This is a genomic window from Nonomuraea sp. NPDC003727, from assembly GCF_053586935.1.
Genome location: NZ_JBSFNE010000015.1, coordinates 86,548 through 104,287, shown reverse-complemented (window position 1 = coordinate 104,287; position 17,740 = coordinate 86,548). Strand labels below are relative to the sequence as shown.

The window sequence follows — 17,740 nt, the reverse complement described above, 5'->3', positions numbered from 1 at the left end:
TCCATGTGATCAGTCGATCCGGGTGTGCCACGTGCCGGACATCGCCTAAGCTGCCACGCATGTTCCATGACCGAGGCGAACCTGTCATGGACGTCGCATGACGATCCTGCAGAGCGCGCCAGGTGTGCGGCGGGCCGAAACGGCGCGCGGGACCAACCGTTGGTCAATTCTGGTCCTGCTCTGCCTCAGCCTGCTCCTCATCACCGTGGACGCCACGGTGCTGCACATCGCCGTCCCCGCGTTGACGGCGGCGCTGGAGCCGTCCTCCGTCGAGCTGTTGTGGATCATCGACGCGTACTCGCTGGTCGTGGCCCCCCTGCTGATCATGTTCGGCACGCTCGGCGACCGCTACGGCCGAAAACGCCTGGTCCTGTGGGGATACGTGGTGTTCGGCCTGGCCTCCGCGGGCGCCGCGTTCGCGCCGACCCCGCTGACGCTCATCCTCGCGCGAGCCCTGCTCGGGGTCGGCGGCGCGATGATCATGCCGGCCACCCTGTCCATCATCCGCCAGGTCTTCACCGACCGGCGCGAGCGGGCGATCGCCCTCGGGGTCTGGAGCGCGGTGGCCGCCGCGGGCGCGGCCATCGGCCCCCTGATCGGCGGGCTGCTGGTCGAGCACTCCTGGTGGGGCGCCGTCTTCCTGATCAACGTGCCCATCCTGCTGGCCCTGCTGCCCGCCGCCCATCTCCTGCTGCCCGAGTCGCGGGAGCGCGCGGGCCGTCCGTGGGACGCCACCAGCGCGGTCCTGTCCGTGCTGGGCATCCTGGCCGTCGCCTTCGGCATCAAGGAGGCGGGCTCCGGCCACCCGGGCGCCGTCGCCGTGCTGCTGGCGGGCGCGGCGCTGCTCGCGTGGTTCGTACGGCGGCAGCGGCGCCTGCCGTATCCCCTGCTCGACGTCGGCCTCTTCAGGGACAGGGCGTTCGCCACCGGCGTGGCGGGCGTGCTGCTCGGCGTCTTCTCCCTGGTCGGACTGCAGCTCATGCTCGCCCAGTACCTGCAGCTGGTCCTCGGCGACAGCCCGCTGGGCGCGGCGCTCAGGATGCTGCCGCTGGTGCTGTCGGCGATCGCCGGAGGGCTGGCCGCCGCGGCGGTGCTGCGCAGGGTCGGCATGCGGGCCACGATGAGCGGCGGTCTCGCGCTGGTGGCGGTGTCGCTGACGCCGACCCTGGCGTGGGGCGTGGAGCCCCACTCGTTCCTGCTGGCGGTCTGCTTCGTCGGCATCGGCTTCGGACTGCAGGTGGCGCTGCTGGCCGCCTCCGACACGATCATGTCGGCCGCGCCGGAGTCCAGGGCGGGCGGTGCCGCCGCCATCGAGGAGACCGCCTACGAGCTCGGTGCCGGGCTCGGCGTCGCCGTCCTCGGCACGATCACCGCGGTGGTCTACGCGCCGGGCGTGCCCACCGTTACGGGGGTGCCCGCGCAGGCCATGGAGCAGGCGCGCCAGTCGATGGCCGCCGCGGCGCACGTGGCCAGGCAGACGGGCGGCGAGGCGGGAGCCGCGCTGCTCGAGGCGGCGCGGTGGGCGTTCGTCCACGCCCTGCACACGACGATCATCGTCTCCGTGGTCCTGCTCGTCGTCACCTCGGCCGCCGTGGCCGTGCTCATCCGGCGTGACCGAGGTTTGGAATGACCCGCTCAGGTCACAGGAATACCGTGAGACGGACCCTCCACGATCTCGCCACGCTCGCCGCCAGATTAGGGGTCGGCGGGCTCTTCTTCGCCAACGGCTGGCACAAGCTCGAAGTGGGCCTGACCGCCACCGGCGCCCAGTTCGCCGCCCAGGGCGCCCCCGCGCCGGGGGCATGGGCGGCGATCACCATGCTCACCGAGCTGATCGGCGGCGCGCTGCTGGTGGCCGGGCTGTTCACGCCGGTGCTGGGGCTGCTGCTGTTCGCCGAGACGCTGGCCGTCTTCCTGGTCGCCCGCCCGCTGAACCCGGTCGACACCAACCTGGTCGTGGCGCTGGGCGCGGCGTCCGTCCTGCTGGCGGTGACGGGAGCGGGGCGGATCTCGGTGGACCACATGGTGGTGATCAGACGCCGGGAGGCCCAGGCGGCCGACGAGTTCGCGGCCGACAACGAGGCCGACTCCGTCATCGACGCCCTGCGCGAGCCCGGCACCTCCCGCGACCGCGAGTCCAGCCGGGACGGCGAGACCGCCCGCGACCGCGAGTCCGGCCGGGACGGCGAGACCGGCCGTGACCGCGAGGTGATCGGTGACCACGAGATCGTGCGTGACCGGGCGGAGGCCCGTGACCAGCGTGATCGTGCGGGGGCCCGTGACGGCGAGGGTTCGGGCGGTTCCGAGACCTTTCGCGAGCACGGCGTGAGCGCGGCGGGCGCGAGCGGTCCCGCGGCCGTGGCGCCGGGACGGGCATCCAGGTCCGCCGCGCCCGCGGCGGCGTCCCCGGTGCCTCCCCCTGCGTCATCCCCGCCGGCGTCTCTGGCGGCGGGTGGGGACGGCGGGGCCGGCGAGGACACCGCGCCACATCCGCGACCGGGCCGCTCCTCCGGGTCCGAAGCCGCCGAGCCGCCGCTGCCGGGCGACACGCTCGTGGCGGGCCGGAAGGCCACCGACGGCGCCAAGGGCGGGCGCGGCCGGTCACGGAAGCCCGTCGACCCGGCCGGATAAGCGGTCCCGGCCGCCCTCCGCCCGCCATCCCAACCTGGACAACCGGGGTCCGTCGGGTCAGCCCTCGGCCGACTGGGGTCCGGCGGGCATCGGGGCCGTGCTCTGCTGCTTCTCGATCGTCATGGCCGCCGTAGCGGCGGCCGAGCGAGCACGGCCCCGTTTCGCCATGAAGATCGTCCATGTCACCAACGCCGCCACCACCGCGATCGGCAGCACGTTGTTGACCAGGAGCATCGTCGCGGTCGGCAGCACATAGGTCAGCGGGATGCGCACGATCGCCTCCAGCAGGAAGCTCACCCCCCACACCGTCGTCATCAGGTACTGGGTGCGGCGGAAGCCGGGGTACTGCCACAGGCCGTTCCAGGCGGCGAGACCCTCGGGCGTGCCGTCGGTGCCGAACTTGCGGCCCAGATAGAACATGATCGGCCGGCGCAGGGCCAGGCTGCCCAGGAACGTCAGCCCCAGCAGCCCGGTGATCGCCGAGTCCTTGACGAAGAACAGCTCGGTCGTGTTGTAGGCGACCGCGCTCAGCGCGCCGAGCAGGAGCAGGACCAGCATCATCAGTCCGAATTCGTCCACCCGCCGTTTGACCGCCAGGTACAGGACCAGATCCCCGACCGGCCACAGCGAGGCCAGCAGCAGCGCGGTGACCGGGGCGAAGCCGCGGTCGGTCAGCATCCCGTAGGTCACGAACGGCAGGACCACGCCGAACAGGATCGAGGGGACGAGATTCACCAGCACCGCCCCACCTCTGCCGCCCTGCGCCTTGTTCTGTGTCATCTCGATCCCCACTCGTCATATGTCGACTAAGCTCACGAACGTGAGCAAAAGCGTAACAGGTCAGCAGGGTCCGGCAAATGTCTCACGCGGTGCCAACATTGGACTTGTCCCGTTCCTCTATGGGGTGGCGGGCCGCGAGGAGCTACCCGGAACCGTCCTGACACGGCTCCTCACCGACGTGGGACTGACCGAGGGCGCGGCGCGTTCGCTGATCGCCCGGATGCGGCGTGACGGCCTGCTCGCCGCCACGCCGCGCGGCCGGGGGGCCGACTACCACCTGGCCGGGAACTTCCTGGCCGACTTCCGGCGGGCCCGGGACCGGCGAGCCGGGCCGCCGCCGGTCTGGGACGGCTACTTCCACGCGGTCTTCTACACCGTCCCGGAGTCCCAGCGCGCCTACCGCGACCGGCTGCGCCGCGCCGCCACTCTCGCCCGTTACGGGCTCATGCAGCCAGGCGTGTTGATCTCACCGGCCGACCGCCGCGCCCACCTCCTGGAGGAACTGGGCGGCCAGCCGCCCGCGGGGACCGTCTACTACGGACGCGTCGGGCTGTCGACGGCGGACGCGGCCGACGTCGCCCATCGCGCCTGGGAACTGGGCGAACTGAACAGCCGCTTCCACGAGCACGCCGTTCGGCTGCGAGCCGCCGCCCGGGAGCCGATGACACCTGTCGAGCCGAACGGCGCAGCGCTGGCGGCCTACATCCGGCTGTTCGGGGGCGCGTTGGTGGACACCCTGCGGGCGCCCCCGCTACCGCAGGAGTTGTTGCCTGACGACTGGGGGCTGCCCGCCCTGCACGCCGCGATAGGCGAGGTGTTCGCCCGCTTCGGGCCGCCGTCGCAGGAGTACGTGGCGCGCGTCCTCGCCGGGTCCTGACACGACCGTCACTCGCATGACGCCTGCCGTTCGGCCGTCGCTTCGCCGTGCTCGCGCGACATGCCAGGGACAGTCGCGGAGCACGGTCGCCGCGGCGTGGCTCTCCCGACGGGCTAGCCGGACACAGCGGAGCGGTCGAGGAACCGGCGCAGCCCGGTCCGTACGCCGTCGGTGGGCACGGTCGCGGCGAAGCAGGCCGCCTCGACCGCGAGCCCTTCGTCGATCGGCAGGTTGATGCCCCGGGTGACCGCGCGCAGGCAGGCCGCCACGGCGGTCGGCGCGTGCCGGACGATCCGGGCGGCCAGGTTCCGTGCGGCGTCGAGGAGGTCGTCGGCGGGTACGACGGCGTTGACGAGGCCGATCTCGGCGGCGCGGGAGGCCGGGATCGGGTCGCCGGTCAGGATCATCTCCAGGCCGCGCTTGCGTCCAACGTGGCGCGGCAGCCGCTGGGAGCCGCCGAACGGCGGAGGGAAGCCGAGGGTGATCTCGGGCTTGGCGAACATCGCGTGCTCGGCCGCGATCGCGAGCGGGGCGGCCTCGACGATCTCGCAACCGCCGCCGTAGGCGAGGCCGTTGACCGCGACGATCACCGGCTTGGGGAACTCCTCGATCCGCCGGGTCAGCCCGTGGCCACGCCGGACGATCTCGCGCAGGGCGCGCTCGCTCCCGCCCGCGATGCTCCGCGCGAGAGACGGGATGTCCGCGCCCGCGCTGAACGCCCTGTGGCCGGCGCCGGTCACGATGACGGCGCGGGCGCGGTCGTCGGACTCGATGCGGTCGAGCGCGGCCAGCAGCGCATCGATCGTCGGGTAATCCAGGGCGTTGAGTTTCCGTTCCCGATCGATGGTGATCGTGACGAGATGGTCGTCTTGGTGGATGTGGACGGTCATACCTGGGCTCCGTTCGCTCGCGCGTGGACGCACCGAGGTTAGGAGCCATAATCTAGGACGATCCACTTATTGTCCTAGATACAAGGTCCGGTATGCGGCCACCGTCCTACAGGGCCGTCGTCGACGAGTACGTCGCGGCGATCCGCTCCGGCGTGCTCCCCGCCGGTACCCGCCTGCCGACGCACCGCGATCTGGCTCGCGAGCGGCGGATCGCGCTGGCCACGGCCAGCCGCGTCTACGCCGAGCTGGCCGCCATGGGTCTGGTCGTCGGCGAGCCGGGGCGCGGGACGTTCGTCCGGGTCCTGTCCGGCTACGACGGGTTGGAGCCATCGCGCGCCCTGCCGGTGCCGCGCGTGGCCGACCTGTCGTTCAATCAGCCGCTGGCCGACGGGCAGGCCGATCTGCTGCGCCTGGCCCTGCGCGCCCTTGCGACGTCGGGCGAGGTGGAGTCGCTGCTCCGGCAGGACCCGCCGGGCGGGCGCGGGCATCACCGGGCGATCGTGGCCACCTACCTGCTCGGCCGCGGGATCGACACCGTGCCGGCGAACGTCCTGCTGGCGAGCGGAACCCAGCAGGCGCTCGACACCGTGCTCCGCGCGCTCACCCGGCCCGGCGACGTCCTGGCCGTCGACGCGCTCACCTATCCCGGCATCACGGCTCTCGCCTCGGCGCACGGCCTCGACCTCGCTCCGGTCCCCTTGACGGCGACGGGTCCGGACCTCGACGCGCTCGACCGGCTGTGCCGTACGCGGCCCGTCCGCGCGATCTATGCGATCCCCACCGTGCACAACCCCCTCGGCTGGGTGCTCGACCGAGACCAGCGCGCCCGCCTCGTCGCCACAGCCCGCGCCTGCGACTGCGTGATCGTCGAGGACGGCACGTACGCGTTCCTCGAGGCCGCACCGCCCCCTCCGTTGCAGGCCTTGGCCCCCGAACGCACCTGCTACGTCGCCGGCCTGTCGAAGAACGTGGCGACCGGCCTGCGGTTCGGCTTCGCCGTGGTCCCCGACCGGCACGTCCGGGCCGTCACCAGGAGCCTGCGCGTGGCGGCTTGGGGCGCGCCGGGACTCATCACCGCACTGGCCACCGGCTGGATCGCCGACGGCACGGTCGCGCAGCTGGAGAAGGCCCGTCGCCAGGACGCCGCCGCCCGGCAGGACATCGCCCGCGCCGCGCTCGCCGGCATGGACGTCACGGCACACCCGGCGTCCTACGTGGTATGGCTCGGCTTGGCGCCGCACCAGCGTCCCGACCACGTCACGGCCGTGCTCGCGGAGGAAGGGATCCTCGTGTCCACCGCCGACGCCTTCGCCACCGGGCCTTACCGTCCCCGCGCGCTCCGGCTGGCGCTGGGCACGCCACCGCTGGGCGAGCTCGGGCCGGCGTTGCACCGCCTGCGGGACGCTATCGCGGCGATCCCGCCGTAACCGCCGTCGGGGCGGATACCGCCCGGACCAGGTCCTCCTCCTTCGCCGTCCATGCGCCCAGGCGCTGCGACCACGACGGCGCCCGGCCGCTCAAGGAACCCATGGGTCGTATCCCGTCGCGGCCGGTCCACGCCGTCACGTCCTGGAGGGGATCGTGGGTTCAGGTTCGGGTTCGGGTTCGGGTTCGGTCCGGGGCGCCGCGGCGGCCGGGGTACGGCCGAGGCGGACCATCCCCTGGGTCATCGCGATGGCCAGCAGGATCACCACCGCGCCCACCGGCTGGTTCCAGGTGAGGCCCTCCCCCAGCACGAGCACCCCCGACACGACCGCGAACACCGGCAGCAGGTAGGTCACCGTCGAGGTGGTGGTCACCCCCGCCCTGGCCTGCACGCCGTACAGCAGCAGGTAGGCGACGCCGGTGCCGAGCCCGCCGAGGCCGAGCATGCTCCACCAGACCGCGGGCGGCGCGGACAGGTCGACCAGCGGCACTCCCGCCAGCGAGGTGATCACCGCGAGCTGGAGGGTGCCGCTCATCAGCTGCCCCGTGGCGAGCACGACGGGCGCCTCGGTGCGGCGTCCGGTGACGAAACGGCCGAGGTAGGAGCCGCCGATGCCGTAGCAGAGGGCCGCGCCGAAGCAGGCCAGGCTGCCGCCGAGCTGGCCGCCGTCCATGGGCTGCCACACGCCGAGCACCACCATGACGCCCGCGAATCCGAGGCCGAGCCCGGCGACCCTGCCGGCGTTCGGCTTCTCGGTGCGCAGCAGCAGCGTGAAGGCGAGCGTGCACAGCGGGGTGGTGGCGTTCCAGATGGCGGCCACGACCGAGGAGACGTACTGCTCGCCGTAGGCGAAGAGGGTGAACGGCAGCGTGGTGAGCACCACGGAGGCCACCTGGAAGTGTCCCCACAGGCGTGGATCGCGTGGCAGCGCCTTGCGGCTGACGGCCAGGGCGGCCAGCAGGGTCGCCGCGCCGATGGCCATCCGGCCGAAGGAGATCTGGAGGGGATGCAGGGCGCCGACGGCCACCTTGATGAAAAAGAAGCTGTTGCCCCAGATGAGGGCGAGCAGCAGGAAAGCGGGCAGCCAGCGGCCCATGGGGGTGCTCTTCACGAGGTCATGAGCGTAGCGATGAGCCACGCGCACGATGTAGGGAAATATCCCTATTTGTCCGCGACGGCCTCGGCGGCCACGCAGGCGTCGTGCTCGTTGCCGCCGTTGGCCAGATGGTGGGCGGCCAGACGCCGGAGCATGTCGCGGAAGCGCCCGCGCTCGTCGGGGTCGAGCGCGCGCAGCACGTGCTCGTCGACCAGACCGAGCACCCGCGCGGCCTCCTCGAGCCTGGTCCTGCCCGCGTCGGTGGCGACGATGACCCTGCTGCGCCTGTCGTTGGGGTCGGGCATGCGCTCGACCAGCCCCGCGGCCACGAGCTGGTCGACCAGATAGACCATCACGGTGCGGTCGAGGCCCAGCTGGTTGGCCATGTCGATCTGGTTGCGGGCGCAGCCGTTGACGGCCGCGTGGACCACCATGTAGCCGCGCTGGGAGCCGGGGAAATCGGCGAGCGCGTGCTGCGCGGCCGTCAGGTGCGCGTGGAAGACCTGTCCCATGAGCCACCCCAGGTTGGTGTCGAATCCGGCGGGGAGCCCGTGCTCAGTCTTCATGGCCCGATGTTACTTCACTTGACAGATAAGCTGATGGGCAGACAATCTGTCTAACAGATTATCTTTTCAACAGACGAAAGGGATCATCGTGGCTCATCTGCTGCACATCGACGCCTCCGCCGTACCCGCCGGCTCGGTCTCCCGCGGGGTGGCCGAGACGTTCAAGGACGCGTGGGAGGGCACCGTCGCCTACCGCGACCTGGGCTCCCGGCCGATCCCGCACCTGACGGCCTCGGGCATCAGCGCCCGCCTCACCCCCGCCCAGGACCACGACGCCGAGCAGGCGACGGCCTCCTTCCTGCAGGACGCGCTGGTGCGCGAGCTCCTGGAGGCGGACGCTTACCTGTTCGCGGTGCCGATGTACAACTTCGGCGCCCCGTCGACCTTCAAGGCGTGGCTGGACCAGGTCCTGATCCCCGGCCGGACGTTCGGGATGAGCCCGGCCGACAGTCCCGTCGCCGGCCGTCCGGCGACGCTCGTCCTGTCGCGCGGCGGCGCGTACGGCCCCGGCACGCCGAGGGAGGGCTGGGACTTCGCCGACCCCTACCTGCGCAAGATCCTGACCGAGGTCTTCGGCCTGGACCTCCACGTCATCACCGCCGAGCTGACGCTGGCCGAGACCACGCCCGCGATGGCGCCGCTGCGGGAGGCGGCGGCCGCCTCTCAGGCCGCCGCGCACGCCGCGGCCAGGGAGCACGCGCGCAGGCTCAGCGGAGCGGCACTCGTCTGACGGCCCGCCGCCTCGGGGCCGCGGCGGCCGTCCGGGAAGGCCTCGGCCGCGGCCCCGGAGGACTACGGTGGTCACCCGTGATCGAACCGGACTTCCTTCGCGCCACCCGCGCGGCCTACGACCTGGCCGCCGTTCCGTACACCGAGTTCAACAGCACGGTGTTCCCGACCCTGACCTTCGACCATGCCATGATCGCCGTGTTCGCCGACGTCGTGCGGGCGGCGGGGGGCGGGCCGGTCGCCGACCTCGGCTGCGGGCCCGGCCACGTGACGGCGCAGCTGCACGATCGCGGGCTGCCCGCCTTCGGCGTCGACCTGTCGCCGGAGCTGATCGCGCTGGCCCGCCGGGCGCACCCGGAGCTGCGGTTCGAGGTGGGCTCGATGGACGCCCTCAATCTGACGGACGGTTCCCTCGCCGGGATCCTGGCCCGGTACTCGATCATCCACACCCCGCCGGAGCGGCTGCCGGAGATCTTCGCCGAGTTCGGCCGGGTGCTGGCTCCGGGCGGCCACCTGCTCGTCTCCTTCCAGGCCCATGAGGATCCGGCGGGGCCGGCGGAGATGTTCGACCACAAGGTGACCCCGGCCTACCGGTGGCCGCCCGACCGGATCGCGGGCCTGCTGCGTGAGGCCGGGATCGCCGAGGTGGCCCGGCTGGTGTCGGCCCCGGAGGAGGACGCCCAAAGGGGCTTCCCGCAGGCCCACCTGCTGGCCCGCAGGCGGGCCGGCTGAGCCCGGTCGGCCCGCACAAGGACGTGCGTGCGGGCCGACCGCGGGGACGTGCGGTCCGAGCGCCGGGACGTGCGGGCGGCACACGGGGACGTGCGGGCGGCATCGGGGACATGCGGGCGGCACACGGGGACGTGCGGGCCGACCGCGGGCCCCGGGTCAGGCGAAGGCGCTGAACGTCGTCTCGGCGCGGTCGCGCGTGGTGTACATCTGCCACGCGGCGTCGGCGATGGCGTCGGGGTTCAGCGTCTTGTCCCCCACGTCGCCGAACTGCTCCGGCTGCGACGTGACCAGCTGGTGGATGTCGCCACGCTCGATCAGCCCGCCGATGGTGAGCATCCCGGCGTAGACCCCCGTTCCCGCCAGTCCCGCGTTGAGGGTCAGGACGTAGTTGCGCAGCGCCGCCGAGGAGACGGCCAGGTCGCCGAGCGCGGGCATCGGCACGGCGGCGCTGAGCCCGCCCGCGAACAGCAGCCCGCCCGCGCCGCGCTCGATCATGCCGGGCAGCACCGTGCCGGTCACGTCGATGGCCGGGTACACCCAGCTCATCGCCTCCCGCACCCCGGCCGTGTCGGCCTCGGTGATCGGCCTGGGCCGGGGCCCGTCGATCGCGCCGGGACCGTAGTAGATCAGGTCGATGCCGCCGTACCGCGCGGTGACGGCCTCCAGCGCCGAGCGGAGCTGGTCGCCGTCGCGGACGTCGGCGGGGAAGGAGGCGGCCTCGATCCCCTCCTCGGCCAGGCCGGCGATGTACCCCGCGTGCCTGGCGCCGGTACGGGAGACCAGGGCGACGGTGTGGCCTTCGCGGCCGAAGCGGTGGGCGACGGACAGCCCGAGGCCGGGCCCCACCCCGATGACCACAGCCGTCCCGCGGGCGGTTTGAGACGTGGAAAAGGACACAGTGCTGCCTTCCGAGTCGCAGTGACAAATAACTCGAGGGCGCCCTCAGGTTATGTCGACGGTAACATAATCTGAGGGCGCCCTCGAGTTAATGGGATGGGAAACATGGCCACGGGATCACGACCCCTGCGCGCCGACGCCGCACGCAACCGCGACAAGCTGCTGGTCACCGCGACCCAGCTGTTCGGTGAACGCGGCCTCGACGTGCCGCTGGAGGAGATCGCCCGCACGGCCGGGGTCAGCATCGGGACGCTCTACAACCACTTCCCCACCAGGGAGGCCTTCTTCGACGCGATCTTCCCCGAACGGCTGGCGGCCCTGGACCGGATCGCCGCCGCGGCCCTGGAGGACCCCGATCCGTGGAACGGCTTCGCCGGCTTCCTGGAAGGGCTCTTCGCGCTGCAGGCCGAGGACCGCGGGCTCAACGACGCGCTCGCCCGGCGCTTCCCCAGCACCTCCGAGGTGAGCGACGCCTGCCACCGCGGCCTGCGGGACGTGGACCAGGTCATCGAGCGGGCCAGGCGAAGCGGGCAGTTGCGCGCCGACTTCACGGCACAGGACGTGGCGACGCTGGTCTGGGCGATGTCGCAGGTGATCAGGGAGTCGACGGGGGTGGCACCCCAGGCCTGGCGGCGGTGCCTGTCCTTCTTCCTGGACGGCCTGCGCACCGAGGCCGCCCATCCCATGACGCCGGCGGAGCCGCAGCCGGAGCAGGCCGGCCACGCGACGGCGGACAGGCCCTGAGCCCCGGCGGGCATCCCTAGCGGAGGTAGCCGCCCATCGTCGTGAAGAACTCCGTCGCGGGCAGCTCGACGTCGTCGTCCGTCCGGACCCGCTCGATCACCAGGCCCTGGCTGCGGCCGCGCCGGGCGTCGGCGCCGGCGACGATGACCACGCCGTCGCCCTCGCGGATGAACACCCTGCCGGGCGTGCCGCCGTACCTGCCCCGGGAGACCGAGGCGCGCAGCACCCTGATGCGCGTGCCGTTGTAGTGGGTGAAGGCGTTGGGGTACGGGTCGAACTGGGCGCGGACCAGCCGGGCGATCTCCTCGGCGCTCCAGGTCCAGTCGATCCTGCCGTCCTCGATCGAGCGCTTGTGGAAGAAGCTGGCCTTCGAGCGGTCCTGCGGCGTCCAGTCCGTCCGGCCGGAGGCGATGAGCTCGAGCGACTCGGCGACGATGGGGCCGATCAGGTCGACCGTGCGGTGGAACAGGTCGGTGGCGGTGTCGTCGGGGCCCACCGGTACGGCGCGCTGGAGCACGATGTCACCCGCGTCCAGGTCGGCGTCCATCATGTGCGCGGTGACGCCGACCTCCTTCTCGCCGTTGACGAGCGCCCAGATGATCGGGGAGAACCCGGCGTAGGCCGGCAGCAGCGAGTCGTGCACGTTGAGCGTGCCGTGACGGGGCAGGGCGAAGATCTCCGGCGGGATCCACGTGCGCCAGTTGTTGGCGACGATGAGGTCGGGGTCGGCCTCCTTGAGCCTGGTCATCAGTTCCTCGTCGCCTGGCCGGTCGCGCACCAGGACCGGGACACCGTGCTCCGTGGCCAGGTCGGCGACCGAATCGCCCCAGATCCGCTCGTAGGCGTGCTCGCTCTTGGGATGCGTCACGACGAGGGCCACCTCGTGGCCCGAGTCCAGCAGCGCTCGCAGCGTGCGGTGGCCCCACGTCTGGTAGCCGAACATCACGACCCGCATGGCGTCTCCTTGTAGGGGGGATCGGAAAAGGTTAGGCTCGCCTTAATTAGGAGAGGCTAACCTAACCATGGAAGGTCATCAATGCCCTCGTCGGAGCACCACGTCCACGATCTCGTGGGCATCGGTTTCGGTCCCTCCAATCTCGCCCTGGCCATCGCGTTACGGGAACACACCCCGCTCGACGCGGTCTTCTTCGAGAAGCAGCCGGCCTTCGGATGGCATCGCGGCATGCTGATGGAGGGCACGACGATGCAGGTGTCCTTCCTGAAGGACCTGGTCACCATGCGCAACCCGGCCAGCCCGTTCAGCTTCCTGAGCTACCTGAGCGACAAGGGCCGGCTGGTCGACTTCATCAACCACAAGACGATGTTCCCCTCGCGCCTGGAGTTCCACGACTACCTCGAATGGGCCGCGGCCTCCTTCGCCGACCAGGTGGAGTACCGGTCCGAGGTCGTCGCCGTCACCCCCGTGACCGTCGACGGCGTGATCGAGTTCCTCGACGTGGTGGTACGTCAGGGCGGCTGCTCCGACGAGCTGACCACCAGGAGGACCAGGAACGTGGTGATCGCCGCGGGCCTGGACCCGGTGCTGCCGCCGGGCGTGGTGAGCGACGAGCGCGTCTGGCACAGCGAGGAGCTCCTCGACCGGCTGCCCACGCTGCGCGAGCCGCGGCGCGTGGTCGTGGTGGGCGCGGGCCAGAGCGCGGCCGAGGTGACCGACCACCTGCACAGCACCTTCCCCGGCGCTGAGGTGTGCGCCGTCTTCGCCAAGTACGGCTACACGCCCGCCGACGACAGCTCGTTCGCCAACCGCATCTTCGACCCCGCCGCCGTCGACCACTTCTACACCGCGCCGGACGAGGTGAAGCGGCGGCTGCTGGACTACCACGCCTCCACCAACTACTCGGTGGTCGACCTGGAGCTCATCGACGAGCTCTACCGGCGCCACTACCAGGAGAAGGTGCGCGGCGTGGAGCGGCTGCGGATCCTCAACGCCTCCCGGGTGGTGGAGGTCGCCGAAGGGCCCCGGGTGACGGTGGAGTTCCTGCCGACGGGAGAGCGCACGGTCCTGGAGGCCGACCTGCTGGTCTACGCGACCGGTTACCGTCCCGGCGACCCGCTGACGCTGCTGGGCGAGGCCGGCGAGCACTGCCTGCGGCTGCCGCACGGCGGCCTGCGGATCGAGCGCGACTACCGCGTCGCCACGACGGAGGCGATGCGCTGCGGCATCTACGTGCAGGGCGCCACCGAGCACACCCATGGCATCACCTCGACGCTGCTGTCGAACACCGCCGTGCGGGTGGGCGAGATCGTCCACTCGATCAGCCGCGCGCGTTCCTACGCGGGCCGGCGCTGACGCCGCCGTCGTGGTGGCGGCCGATCGGGATGATCAGCGGGGTTCCGCTGACCGGGTCGGCCGCCACCTGGCAGCGCATGCCGAAGACGTGCTCGACCAGCTCGGCGTCGATCACGTCGGCGGGCGGCCCCTCCGCCACGACGCGCCCGGCCCTCATCACGATCAGCTGGTCGGCGTACCTGCAGGCCTGGTTGAGGTCGTGCAGGACCATGACGACCGTGCGGCCCTGGTGGCGGTTGAGGTCGACGACCAGGTCGAGGACGTCGATCTGGTGGGCCAGGTCGAGGTAGGTCGTCGGCTCGTCGAGCAGCAGCACGGGCGTGCCCTGGGCGACCGCCATGGCGATCCAGGCCCGCTGCCGCTGGCCGCCGGACAGCTCGTCCAGCGGCCGGTCGGCGTGTTCGAGCATGCCGGTGGCCACCAGCGCGTGCGTGACCGCGTCCTGGTCGGCCGACGACCACTGCCGCCACCAGGTCTGGTGCGGTGAGCGGCCCTGCCCGACCAGGTCGGTGACGGTCAGCCCCTCGGGCGCGACGGGCGACTGCGGCAGGATGCCGAGGCGCCGGGCGACCTGCCGGGTGGGCATGGTGTGGATGGCGCGGCCGTCCAGGTGCACCGCGCCGTCGCGGGGGGCCAGCAGCCGGGCCAGGGCGCGCAGCAGCGTGGACTTGCCGCAGGCGTTCGCGCCGATGACGGCGCTGATCCTGCCCTGCGGGATCTCCAGGTCAAGGCCGTCGACGACGACGCGGTCGTCATAGGCGAGCGTCAGCCCGCTGGCCCGCAGCGACGGGTACGTCACGTGTCTCATCCTCCCGTGCCCCGCCGGTTGGCCCGGCTGAGCTGCCACAACAGGAACGGCGCGCCGAGCACGCCCGTCACCACCCCGACGGGCAGCACGGAGTCGGCCATGAGGCGCTGGCTGACCAGATCGGCGACCAGGACGACCACCGAGCCCGTGAGAGCCGAGGCGGTCGCGGGCGGGCCTGCGGTGCGGGCCATGCGCTGGGCGATCTGCGGCGCGGCCAGCGCGACGAACAGGATCGGCCCGGCCGCGGCGGTGGCGAAGGCGGCCGCCGCGGCGCCGCACAGCAGCAGGGCCAGGCGGGTGCGCTGCACGGGGGTGCCGAGCCCGCGGGCCACGTCGTCGCCCAGACGCAGCGTCCGCAGCAGCCGTACCAGCAGGAGCACCGCGGGCAGCAGGATGGCGAGCGTCACGGCAAGCGGCCCCGCCTGCGCCCATCCCCGGTCGTTGAGATTGCCGACCAGCCAGCCCAGCACCTTCTGCGCCTGGTGGAGCTCCGCCCTGCTCAGCAGGTAGGAGGTGAGGCTGACGCACATCCAGCTGACCCCGATGCCCACCAGCACGATCCGGTAGCCGGTGGTGCCGCGCTTCCAGGCCAGCAGGTAGATCAGCACGCCCACGGCGACGGCGCCCGCCAGGCCGAGCCACTGGAGCCCCAGGCCGGCGCCGGCGCCGAGCACGATGCCCGCGGCGACGGCGGCGCCCGCGCCCTGGGTGATGCCCAGCATGTCGGGGCTGGCCAGCGGGTTGCGGGTGACGGCCTGGAAGATCGCGCCCGACAGCCCGAGGGCGGCCCCGGCCAGCAGACCCACCACGGCCCTGGGCAGCCGCAACTCCCACACCACGAACAGGTCGGCCCGCTCCCCCTCCCCCGCCAGCGCGCGGACGACGGCGGCGGGCGCAAGCGCGTAGTCGCCCGCGCCCGCGCCGACGGCCAGGCAGAGGACGGCGAGCGTCACGAGGGCGAGCAGCAGCCAGGTCAGCACGAGCCGGGGGCGCAGCACGCCGGAGACGGCGGGCCGGTCCACCCGGAAGGTCAGGCGGTCGCTCGAGCGCGTGAGATGCGGTCCGGGCATCGGCTACAGCTCCGCGAGCCTGCGGCGGCGGACCATGGCGATGAAGAACGGCGCGCCGAGGAAGGCGGCCACCAGGCTGACGTCGAGCTCGGTGGGGCGCACGACGACGCGGCCGAGGATGTCGGCCACCAGCAGCAGGCAGGGCGCCAGCAGCATCGAGGCGGGCAGCAGCCAGCGGTGGTCGGGGCCGGTGACGATTCTCACCAGGTGCGGGACGACGAGCCCGACGAAGACGATCGGTCCGGTGACCGCCACGGTCGCCCCGGTCAGCACGGTCACCGCGAGCGCGCCGCGCAGCCGTACGGACACGAGGCCGCGACCGAGGGCGGCGGCGACGTCGTCGCCCAGGGACAGGCTGTTGAGCGCGGGCGCGGTGCTCAGCGCCAGCACGGCGCCGCAGGCGAGGAACGGCAGGAGCACCAGCAGCGTCCCGCCGTCGTGCCCGGTCAGCGAGCCGGCCGACCAGTACCTGTAGCGGTCGAGCGCCTCGGGGTCGGTCAGCGCGATGCCGCCGGTCAGCGAGTCGAGCAGGTAGGTCACGGCCACGCCCGCCAAGGCGAGCTTGACCGGCGCGGCGCCGCCTCTGCCCCTGCTGCCCAGCAGGTAGACCACGGCACTGGCGACCGCCGCGCCGCCGAAGGCGAACCAGACCGACGACAGCAGGCCGCTGACACCGAGCGCGGCCGCGGCGACCACGGCGCCGAAGGCGGCGCCCGCGCTCACGCCGAGCAGGCCGGGATCGGCCAGCGGGTTGCGGGTCAGCCCCTGCATGACGGCTCCGGCCAGGCCGAGGGCCGCTCCGGCGAGCACGGCGACCAGGGTGCGGATCAGCCGCGTCCCGCCGACGATGGCCGCGACCTCGGGGTCGACGGCGGCCGGATCGGCCAGGGCCGTCCAGACCTGGCCGAGCGGGATCGCCCTGCTGCCGACGGCCAGGGACAGCGCGCAGAGCACGACCAGGACCCCCGCGCTCGCCGCGATCAGGAGCGGCCGCCGTGCCGCGACGGTTCTCTGCTGTGTCACGAAGATCCGATCGTTCGCTTTTTAGGTTAGGCATACCTCACTCATGTGCCTCGCGCAAGACTTTTCCGGCGATTGAAGATAGGTAAGGCTTACCTTAGTCTGCGTGCCGGTGACACTTCAGATCCGGAAGAGGAAACTATGTCCAAGCGTCTCTCGACAGTGCTCGCCGCACTGGCGCTGACCGTCGCCGCCGGCTGCGGCAGCCCCACCCCGGCCGGTACGGCGGAGCCCGCCCCCGCCTCGTCCGCCCCGGCGGCCGGATCGGCCTTCCCGGTGAAGGTCGAGCACATGTACGGCACGACCGAGATCGCCAAGCGTCCCGAGCGGATCGTCACCATCGGCCTGAGCGACCACGAGCCCGTCCTCGCGCTCGGCTTCAAGCCGGTCGGCGTCGTGGACTGGTTCCAGCGCAGCCCGTTCTCCGACTGGCCCTGGACCAGGGACAGGTGGGGCGGCACCGAGCCCACCGTGCTCGGCCTGCGCGAGGACGGCGTCAAGTTCGAGAAGCTGGTCGCGCTCAAGCCCGACCTCATCTTCGCCATGTACTCCGGCATCCAGAAGGAGCACTACGACAAGCTGTCGCAGATCGCTCCCGTCGTCGCCCAGCCGAAGGGCTTCGACCCCTATGGCGCCCCGTGGCAGGAGATGACGCTGCTGGCCGGCCGCGCCCTCGGCGAGGAGGACACGGCCAGGAGGCTCATCGCCGGCATCGCCGACCGGTTCGCGAAGGTCCGGGCCGACAACCCGCAGTGGAAGGGGCTGACGGCCGTCGCCGCCGACAGCTTCAAGGCCGGGCAGTACTCGGCCTTCCAGAAGGGCGACCCCAAGTCGGCGTTCCTGGCCGAGCTGGGCTTCACCGTCCCGGAGGAGATCACCAGGCAGGCCGGCACGTCCAACGTGGCCGAGTTCGGCTCCGAGGGGCTGAGCCTGCTGGAGGTCGACCGCCTCGTCTGGCTGACCACCGGCAGGCAGCCGTGGGAGCGGATCAGGAACGACAGCGTCTACAAGCAGCTGAAGGTCGCCAGGCAGGGCCGCGACCTCTTCCTGACCTACCAGGACCCGCCGATCGGCGCGGCGCTCTCCTTCAACACGGTGCTGAGCATCCCCTACGCCATCGACCAGGTCGTGCCGCTTCTCAAGAAGTGATCCCCGGCCGGCCC

18 protein-coding genes are annotated in these 17,740 nt (G+C 72.2%); 9 read left to right on the top strand and 9 right to left on the bottom strand.

From position 1 onward, the window contains the following. Positions 1-97: 97 nt before the first annotated feature. The gene (locus ACWDLG_RS33480) at positions 98-1,630 is read left to right on the top strand and encodes an MFS transporter (RefSeq protein WP_449927876.1); all 1,533 of its coding nucleotides are present in this window, start codon (positions 98-100) and stop codon (positions 1,628-1,630) included. A gap of 23 nt (positions 1,631-1,653) precedes the next feature. After that, complete coding sequence (locus ACWDLG_RS33475; protein WP_449927875.1) at positions 1,654-2,631, top strand: DoxX family membrane protein; 978 nt, start codon at positions 1,654-1,656, stop codon at positions 2,629-2,631. Positions 2,632-2,688: 57 nt separating this feature from the next. Here ACWDLG_RS33475 and ACWDLG_RS33470 read toward each other — a convergent pair whose 3' ends face one another. Then, positions 2,689-3,411, bottom strand: coding sequence for a VC0807 family protein (locus tag ACWDLG_RS33470; RefSeq protein WP_449927873.1), 723 nt, complete (start codon positions 3,409-3,411; stop codon positions 2,689-2,691). 19 nt (positions 3,412-3,430) lie between these two features. Here ACWDLG_RS33470 and ACWDLG_RS33465 point away from each other — a divergent pair, with 19 nt between their 5' ends. After that, complete coding sequence (locus ACWDLG_RS33465; RefSeq protein ID WP_449927871.1) at positions 3,431-4,288, top strand: hypothetical protein; 858 nt, start codon at positions 3,431-3,433, stop codon at positions 4,286-4,288. A gap of 113 nt (positions 4,289-4,401) precedes the next feature. Here ACWDLG_RS33465 and ACWDLG_RS33460 read toward each other — a convergent pair whose 3' ends face one another. Then, positions 4,402-5,178: an enoyl-CoA hydratase-related protein gene (locus ACWDLG_RS33460; RefSeq protein ID WP_449927869.1), complete on the bottom strand. Its 777-nt coding sequence runs from the start codon at positions 5,176-5,178 to the stop codon at positions 4,402-4,404. A gap of 92 nt (positions 5,179-5,270) precedes the next feature. Between ACWDLG_RS33460 and ACWDLG_RS33455 the strand changes: the two genes are divergently transcribed. Beyond that, positions 5,271-6,605 (top strand): aminotransferase-like domain-containing protein, encoded by a 1,335-nt coding sequence (locus tag ACWDLG_RS33455; protein ID WP_449927867.1) that lies wholly within the window; start codon positions 5,271-5,273, stop codon positions 6,603-6,605. Between the two features lie 135 nt (positions 6,606-6,740). Here the strand turns inward: ACWDLG_RS33455 and ACWDLG_RS33450 are convergent, their stop codons facing one another. Both ACWDLG_RS33450 and ACWDLG_RS33445 read right to left on the bottom strand, forming a co-directional pair. Then, a complete protein-coding gene (locus ACWDLG_RS33450; protein ID WP_449927865.1) occupies positions 6,741-7,715 on the bottom strand; it encodes a DMT family transporter in 975 nt (324 codons plus the stop codon). Between the two features lie 50 nt (positions 7,716-7,765). Then, a complete protein-coding gene (locus ACWDLG_RS33445) occupies positions 7,766-8,266 on the bottom strand; it encodes a MarR family winged helix-turn-helix transcriptional regulator (RefSeq protein WP_449927863.1) in 501 nt (166 codons plus the stop codon). An 88-nt stretch (positions 8,267-8,354) separates the two neighbouring features. On the opposite strand from ACWDLG_RS33445, the gene ACWDLG_RS33440 reads away from it, so the two are divergent. Then, positions 8,355-8,996, top strand: a complete 642-nt coding sequence (locus ACWDLG_RS33440) for an FMN-dependent NADH-azoreductase (protein ID WP_354905137.1) — start codon at positions 8,355-8,357, stop codon at positions 8,994-8,996. 77 nt (positions 8,997-9,073) lie between these two features. Further along, positions 9,074-9,727 (top strand): class I SAM-dependent methyltransferase, encoded by a 654-nt coding sequence (locus ACWDLG_RS33435; RefSeq protein ID WP_449927860.1) that lies wholly within the window; start codon positions 9,074-9,076, stop codon positions 9,725-9,727. A gap of 156 nt (positions 9,728-9,883) precedes the next feature. Here the strand turns inward: ACWDLG_RS33435 and ACWDLG_RS33430 are convergent, their stop codons facing one another. Continuing rightward, on the bottom strand, positions 9,884-10,585 hold the full coding sequence (locus tag ACWDLG_RS33430) for an SDR family NAD(P)-dependent oxidoreductase (RefSeq protein ID WP_449927858.1): 702 nt from the start codon (positions 10,583-10,585) through the stop codon (positions 9,884-9,886). Between the two features lie 144 nt (positions 10,586-10,729). Here ACWDLG_RS33430 and ACWDLG_RS33425 point away from each other — a divergent pair, with 144 nt between their 5' ends. Further along, complete coding sequence (locus ACWDLG_RS33425; RefSeq protein ID WP_449927856.1) at positions 10,730-11,368, top strand: TetR/AcrR family transcriptional regulator; 639 nt, start codon at positions 10,730-10,732, stop codon at positions 11,366-11,368. A gap of 16 nt (positions 11,369-11,384) precedes the next feature. Here ACWDLG_RS33425 and ACWDLG_RS33420 read toward each other — a convergent pair whose 3' ends face one another. Next, complete coding sequence (locus ACWDLG_RS33420; RefSeq protein ID WP_449927854.1) at positions 11,385-12,323, bottom strand: methionyl-tRNA formyltransferase; 939 nt, start codon at positions 12,321-12,323, stop codon at positions 11,385-11,387. An 81-nt stretch (positions 12,324-12,404) separates the two neighbouring features. Between ACWDLG_RS33420 and ACWDLG_RS33415 the strand changes: the two genes are divergently transcribed. Then, entirely contained in the window at positions 12,405-13,679 is a 1,275-nt protein-coding gene (locus tag ACWDLG_RS33415; RefSeq protein ID WP_449927852.1) for a lysine N(6)-hydroxylase/L-ornithine N(5)-oxygenase family protein, read from the top strand. On the opposite strand, the gene ACWDLG_RS33410 is transcribed toward ACWDLG_RS33415, so the two are convergent. The 3 genes from ACWDLG_RS33410 to ACWDLG_RS33400 are packed head-to-tail and all read right to left on the bottom strand — an operon-like array spanning position 13,645 to position 16,580. Further along, complete coding sequence (locus ACWDLG_RS33410) at positions 13,645-14,487, bottom strand: ABC transporter ATP-binding protein (protein WP_449927850.1); 843 nt, start codon at positions 14,485-14,487, stop codon at positions 13,645-13,647. The genes ACWDLG_RS33415 and ACWDLG_RS33410 overlap by 35 nt on opposite strands. Further along, the gene (locus tag ACWDLG_RS33405; RefSeq protein WP_449927848.1) at positions 14,484-15,557 is read right to left on the bottom strand and encodes a FecCD family ABC transporter permease; all 1,074 of its coding nucleotides are present in this window, start codon (positions 15,555-15,557) and stop codon (positions 14,484-14,486) included. Before ACWDLG_RS33405 ends, ACWDLG_RS33410 begins: the two co-directional genes overlap by 4 nt. 3 nt (positions 15,558-15,560) lie before the next feature. Further along, the gene (locus ACWDLG_RS33400) at positions 15,561-16,580 is read right to left on the bottom strand and encodes a FecCD family ABC transporter permease (protein ID WP_449927846.1); all 1,020 of its coding nucleotides are present in this window, start codon (positions 16,578-16,580) and stop codon (positions 15,561-15,563) included. Positions 16,581-16,718: 138 nt separating this feature from the next. On the opposite strand from ACWDLG_RS33400, the gene ACWDLG_RS33395 reads away from it, so the two are divergent. Next, positions 16,719-17,726 (top strand): iron-siderophore ABC transporter substrate-binding protein, encoded by a 1,008-nt coding sequence (locus ACWDLG_RS33395; protein ID WP_449927844.1) that lies wholly within the window; start codon positions 16,719-16,721, stop codon positions 17,724-17,726. Positions 17,727-17,740 lie beyond the last annotated feature (14 nt).

What these genes read in the sequence shown, in the direction of transcription:
- ACWDLG_RS33480 (WP_449927876.1), top strand. Translation starts at nt 98, where the DNA reads ATGACGATCCTGCAGAGCGCGCCAGGTGTGCGGCGGGCCGAAACGGCG.
- ACWDLG_RS33470 (WP_449927873.1), bottom strand. Translation starts at nt 3,411, where the DNA reads ATGACACAGAACAAGGCGCAGGGCGGCAGAGGTGGGGCGGTGCTGGTG.
- ACWDLG_RS33465 (WP_449927871.1), top strand. Translation starts at nt 3,431, where the DNA reads ATGTCGACTAAGCTCACGAACGTGAGCAAAAGCGTAACAGGTCAGCAG.
- ACWDLG_RS33460 (WP_449927869.1), bottom strand. Translation starts at nt 5,178, where the DNA reads ATGACCGTCCACATCCACCAAGACGACCATCTCGTCACGATCACCATC.
- ACWDLG_RS33455 (WP_449927867.1), top strand. Translation starts at nt 5,271, where the DNA reads ATGCGGCCACCGTCCTACAGGGCCGTCGTCGACGAGTACGTCGCGGCG.
- ACWDLG_RS33445 (WP_449927863.1), bottom strand. Translation starts at nt 8,266, where the DNA reads ATGAAGACTGAGCACGGGCTCCCCGCCGGATTCGACACCAACCTGGGG.
- ACWDLG_RS33425 (WP_449927856.1), top strand. Translation starts at nt 10,730, where the DNA reads ATGGCCACGGGATCACGACCCCTGCGCGCCGACGCCGCACGCAACCGC.
- ACWDLG_RS33420 (WP_449927854.1), bottom strand. Translation starts at nt 12,323, where the DNA reads ATGCGGGTCGTGATGTTCGGCTACCAGACGTGGGGCCACCGCACGCTG.
- ACWDLG_RS33415 (WP_449927852.1), top strand. Translation starts at nt 12,405, where the DNA reads ATGCCCTCGTCGGAGCACCACGTCCACGATCTCGTGGGCATCGGTTTC.
- ACWDLG_RS33410 (WP_449927850.1), bottom strand. Translation starts at nt 14,487, where the DNA reads ATGAGACACGTGACGTACCCGTCGCTGCGGGCCAGCGGGCTGACGCTC.
- ACWDLG_RS33405 (WP_449927848.1), bottom strand. Translation starts at nt 15,557, where the DNA reads ATGCCCGGACCGCATCTCACGCGCTCGAGCGACCGCCTGACCTTCCGG.
- ACWDLG_RS33395 (WP_449927844.1), top strand. Translation starts at nt 16,719, where the DNA reads ATGTCCAAGCGTCTCTCGACAGTGCTCGCCGCACTGGCGCTGACCGTC.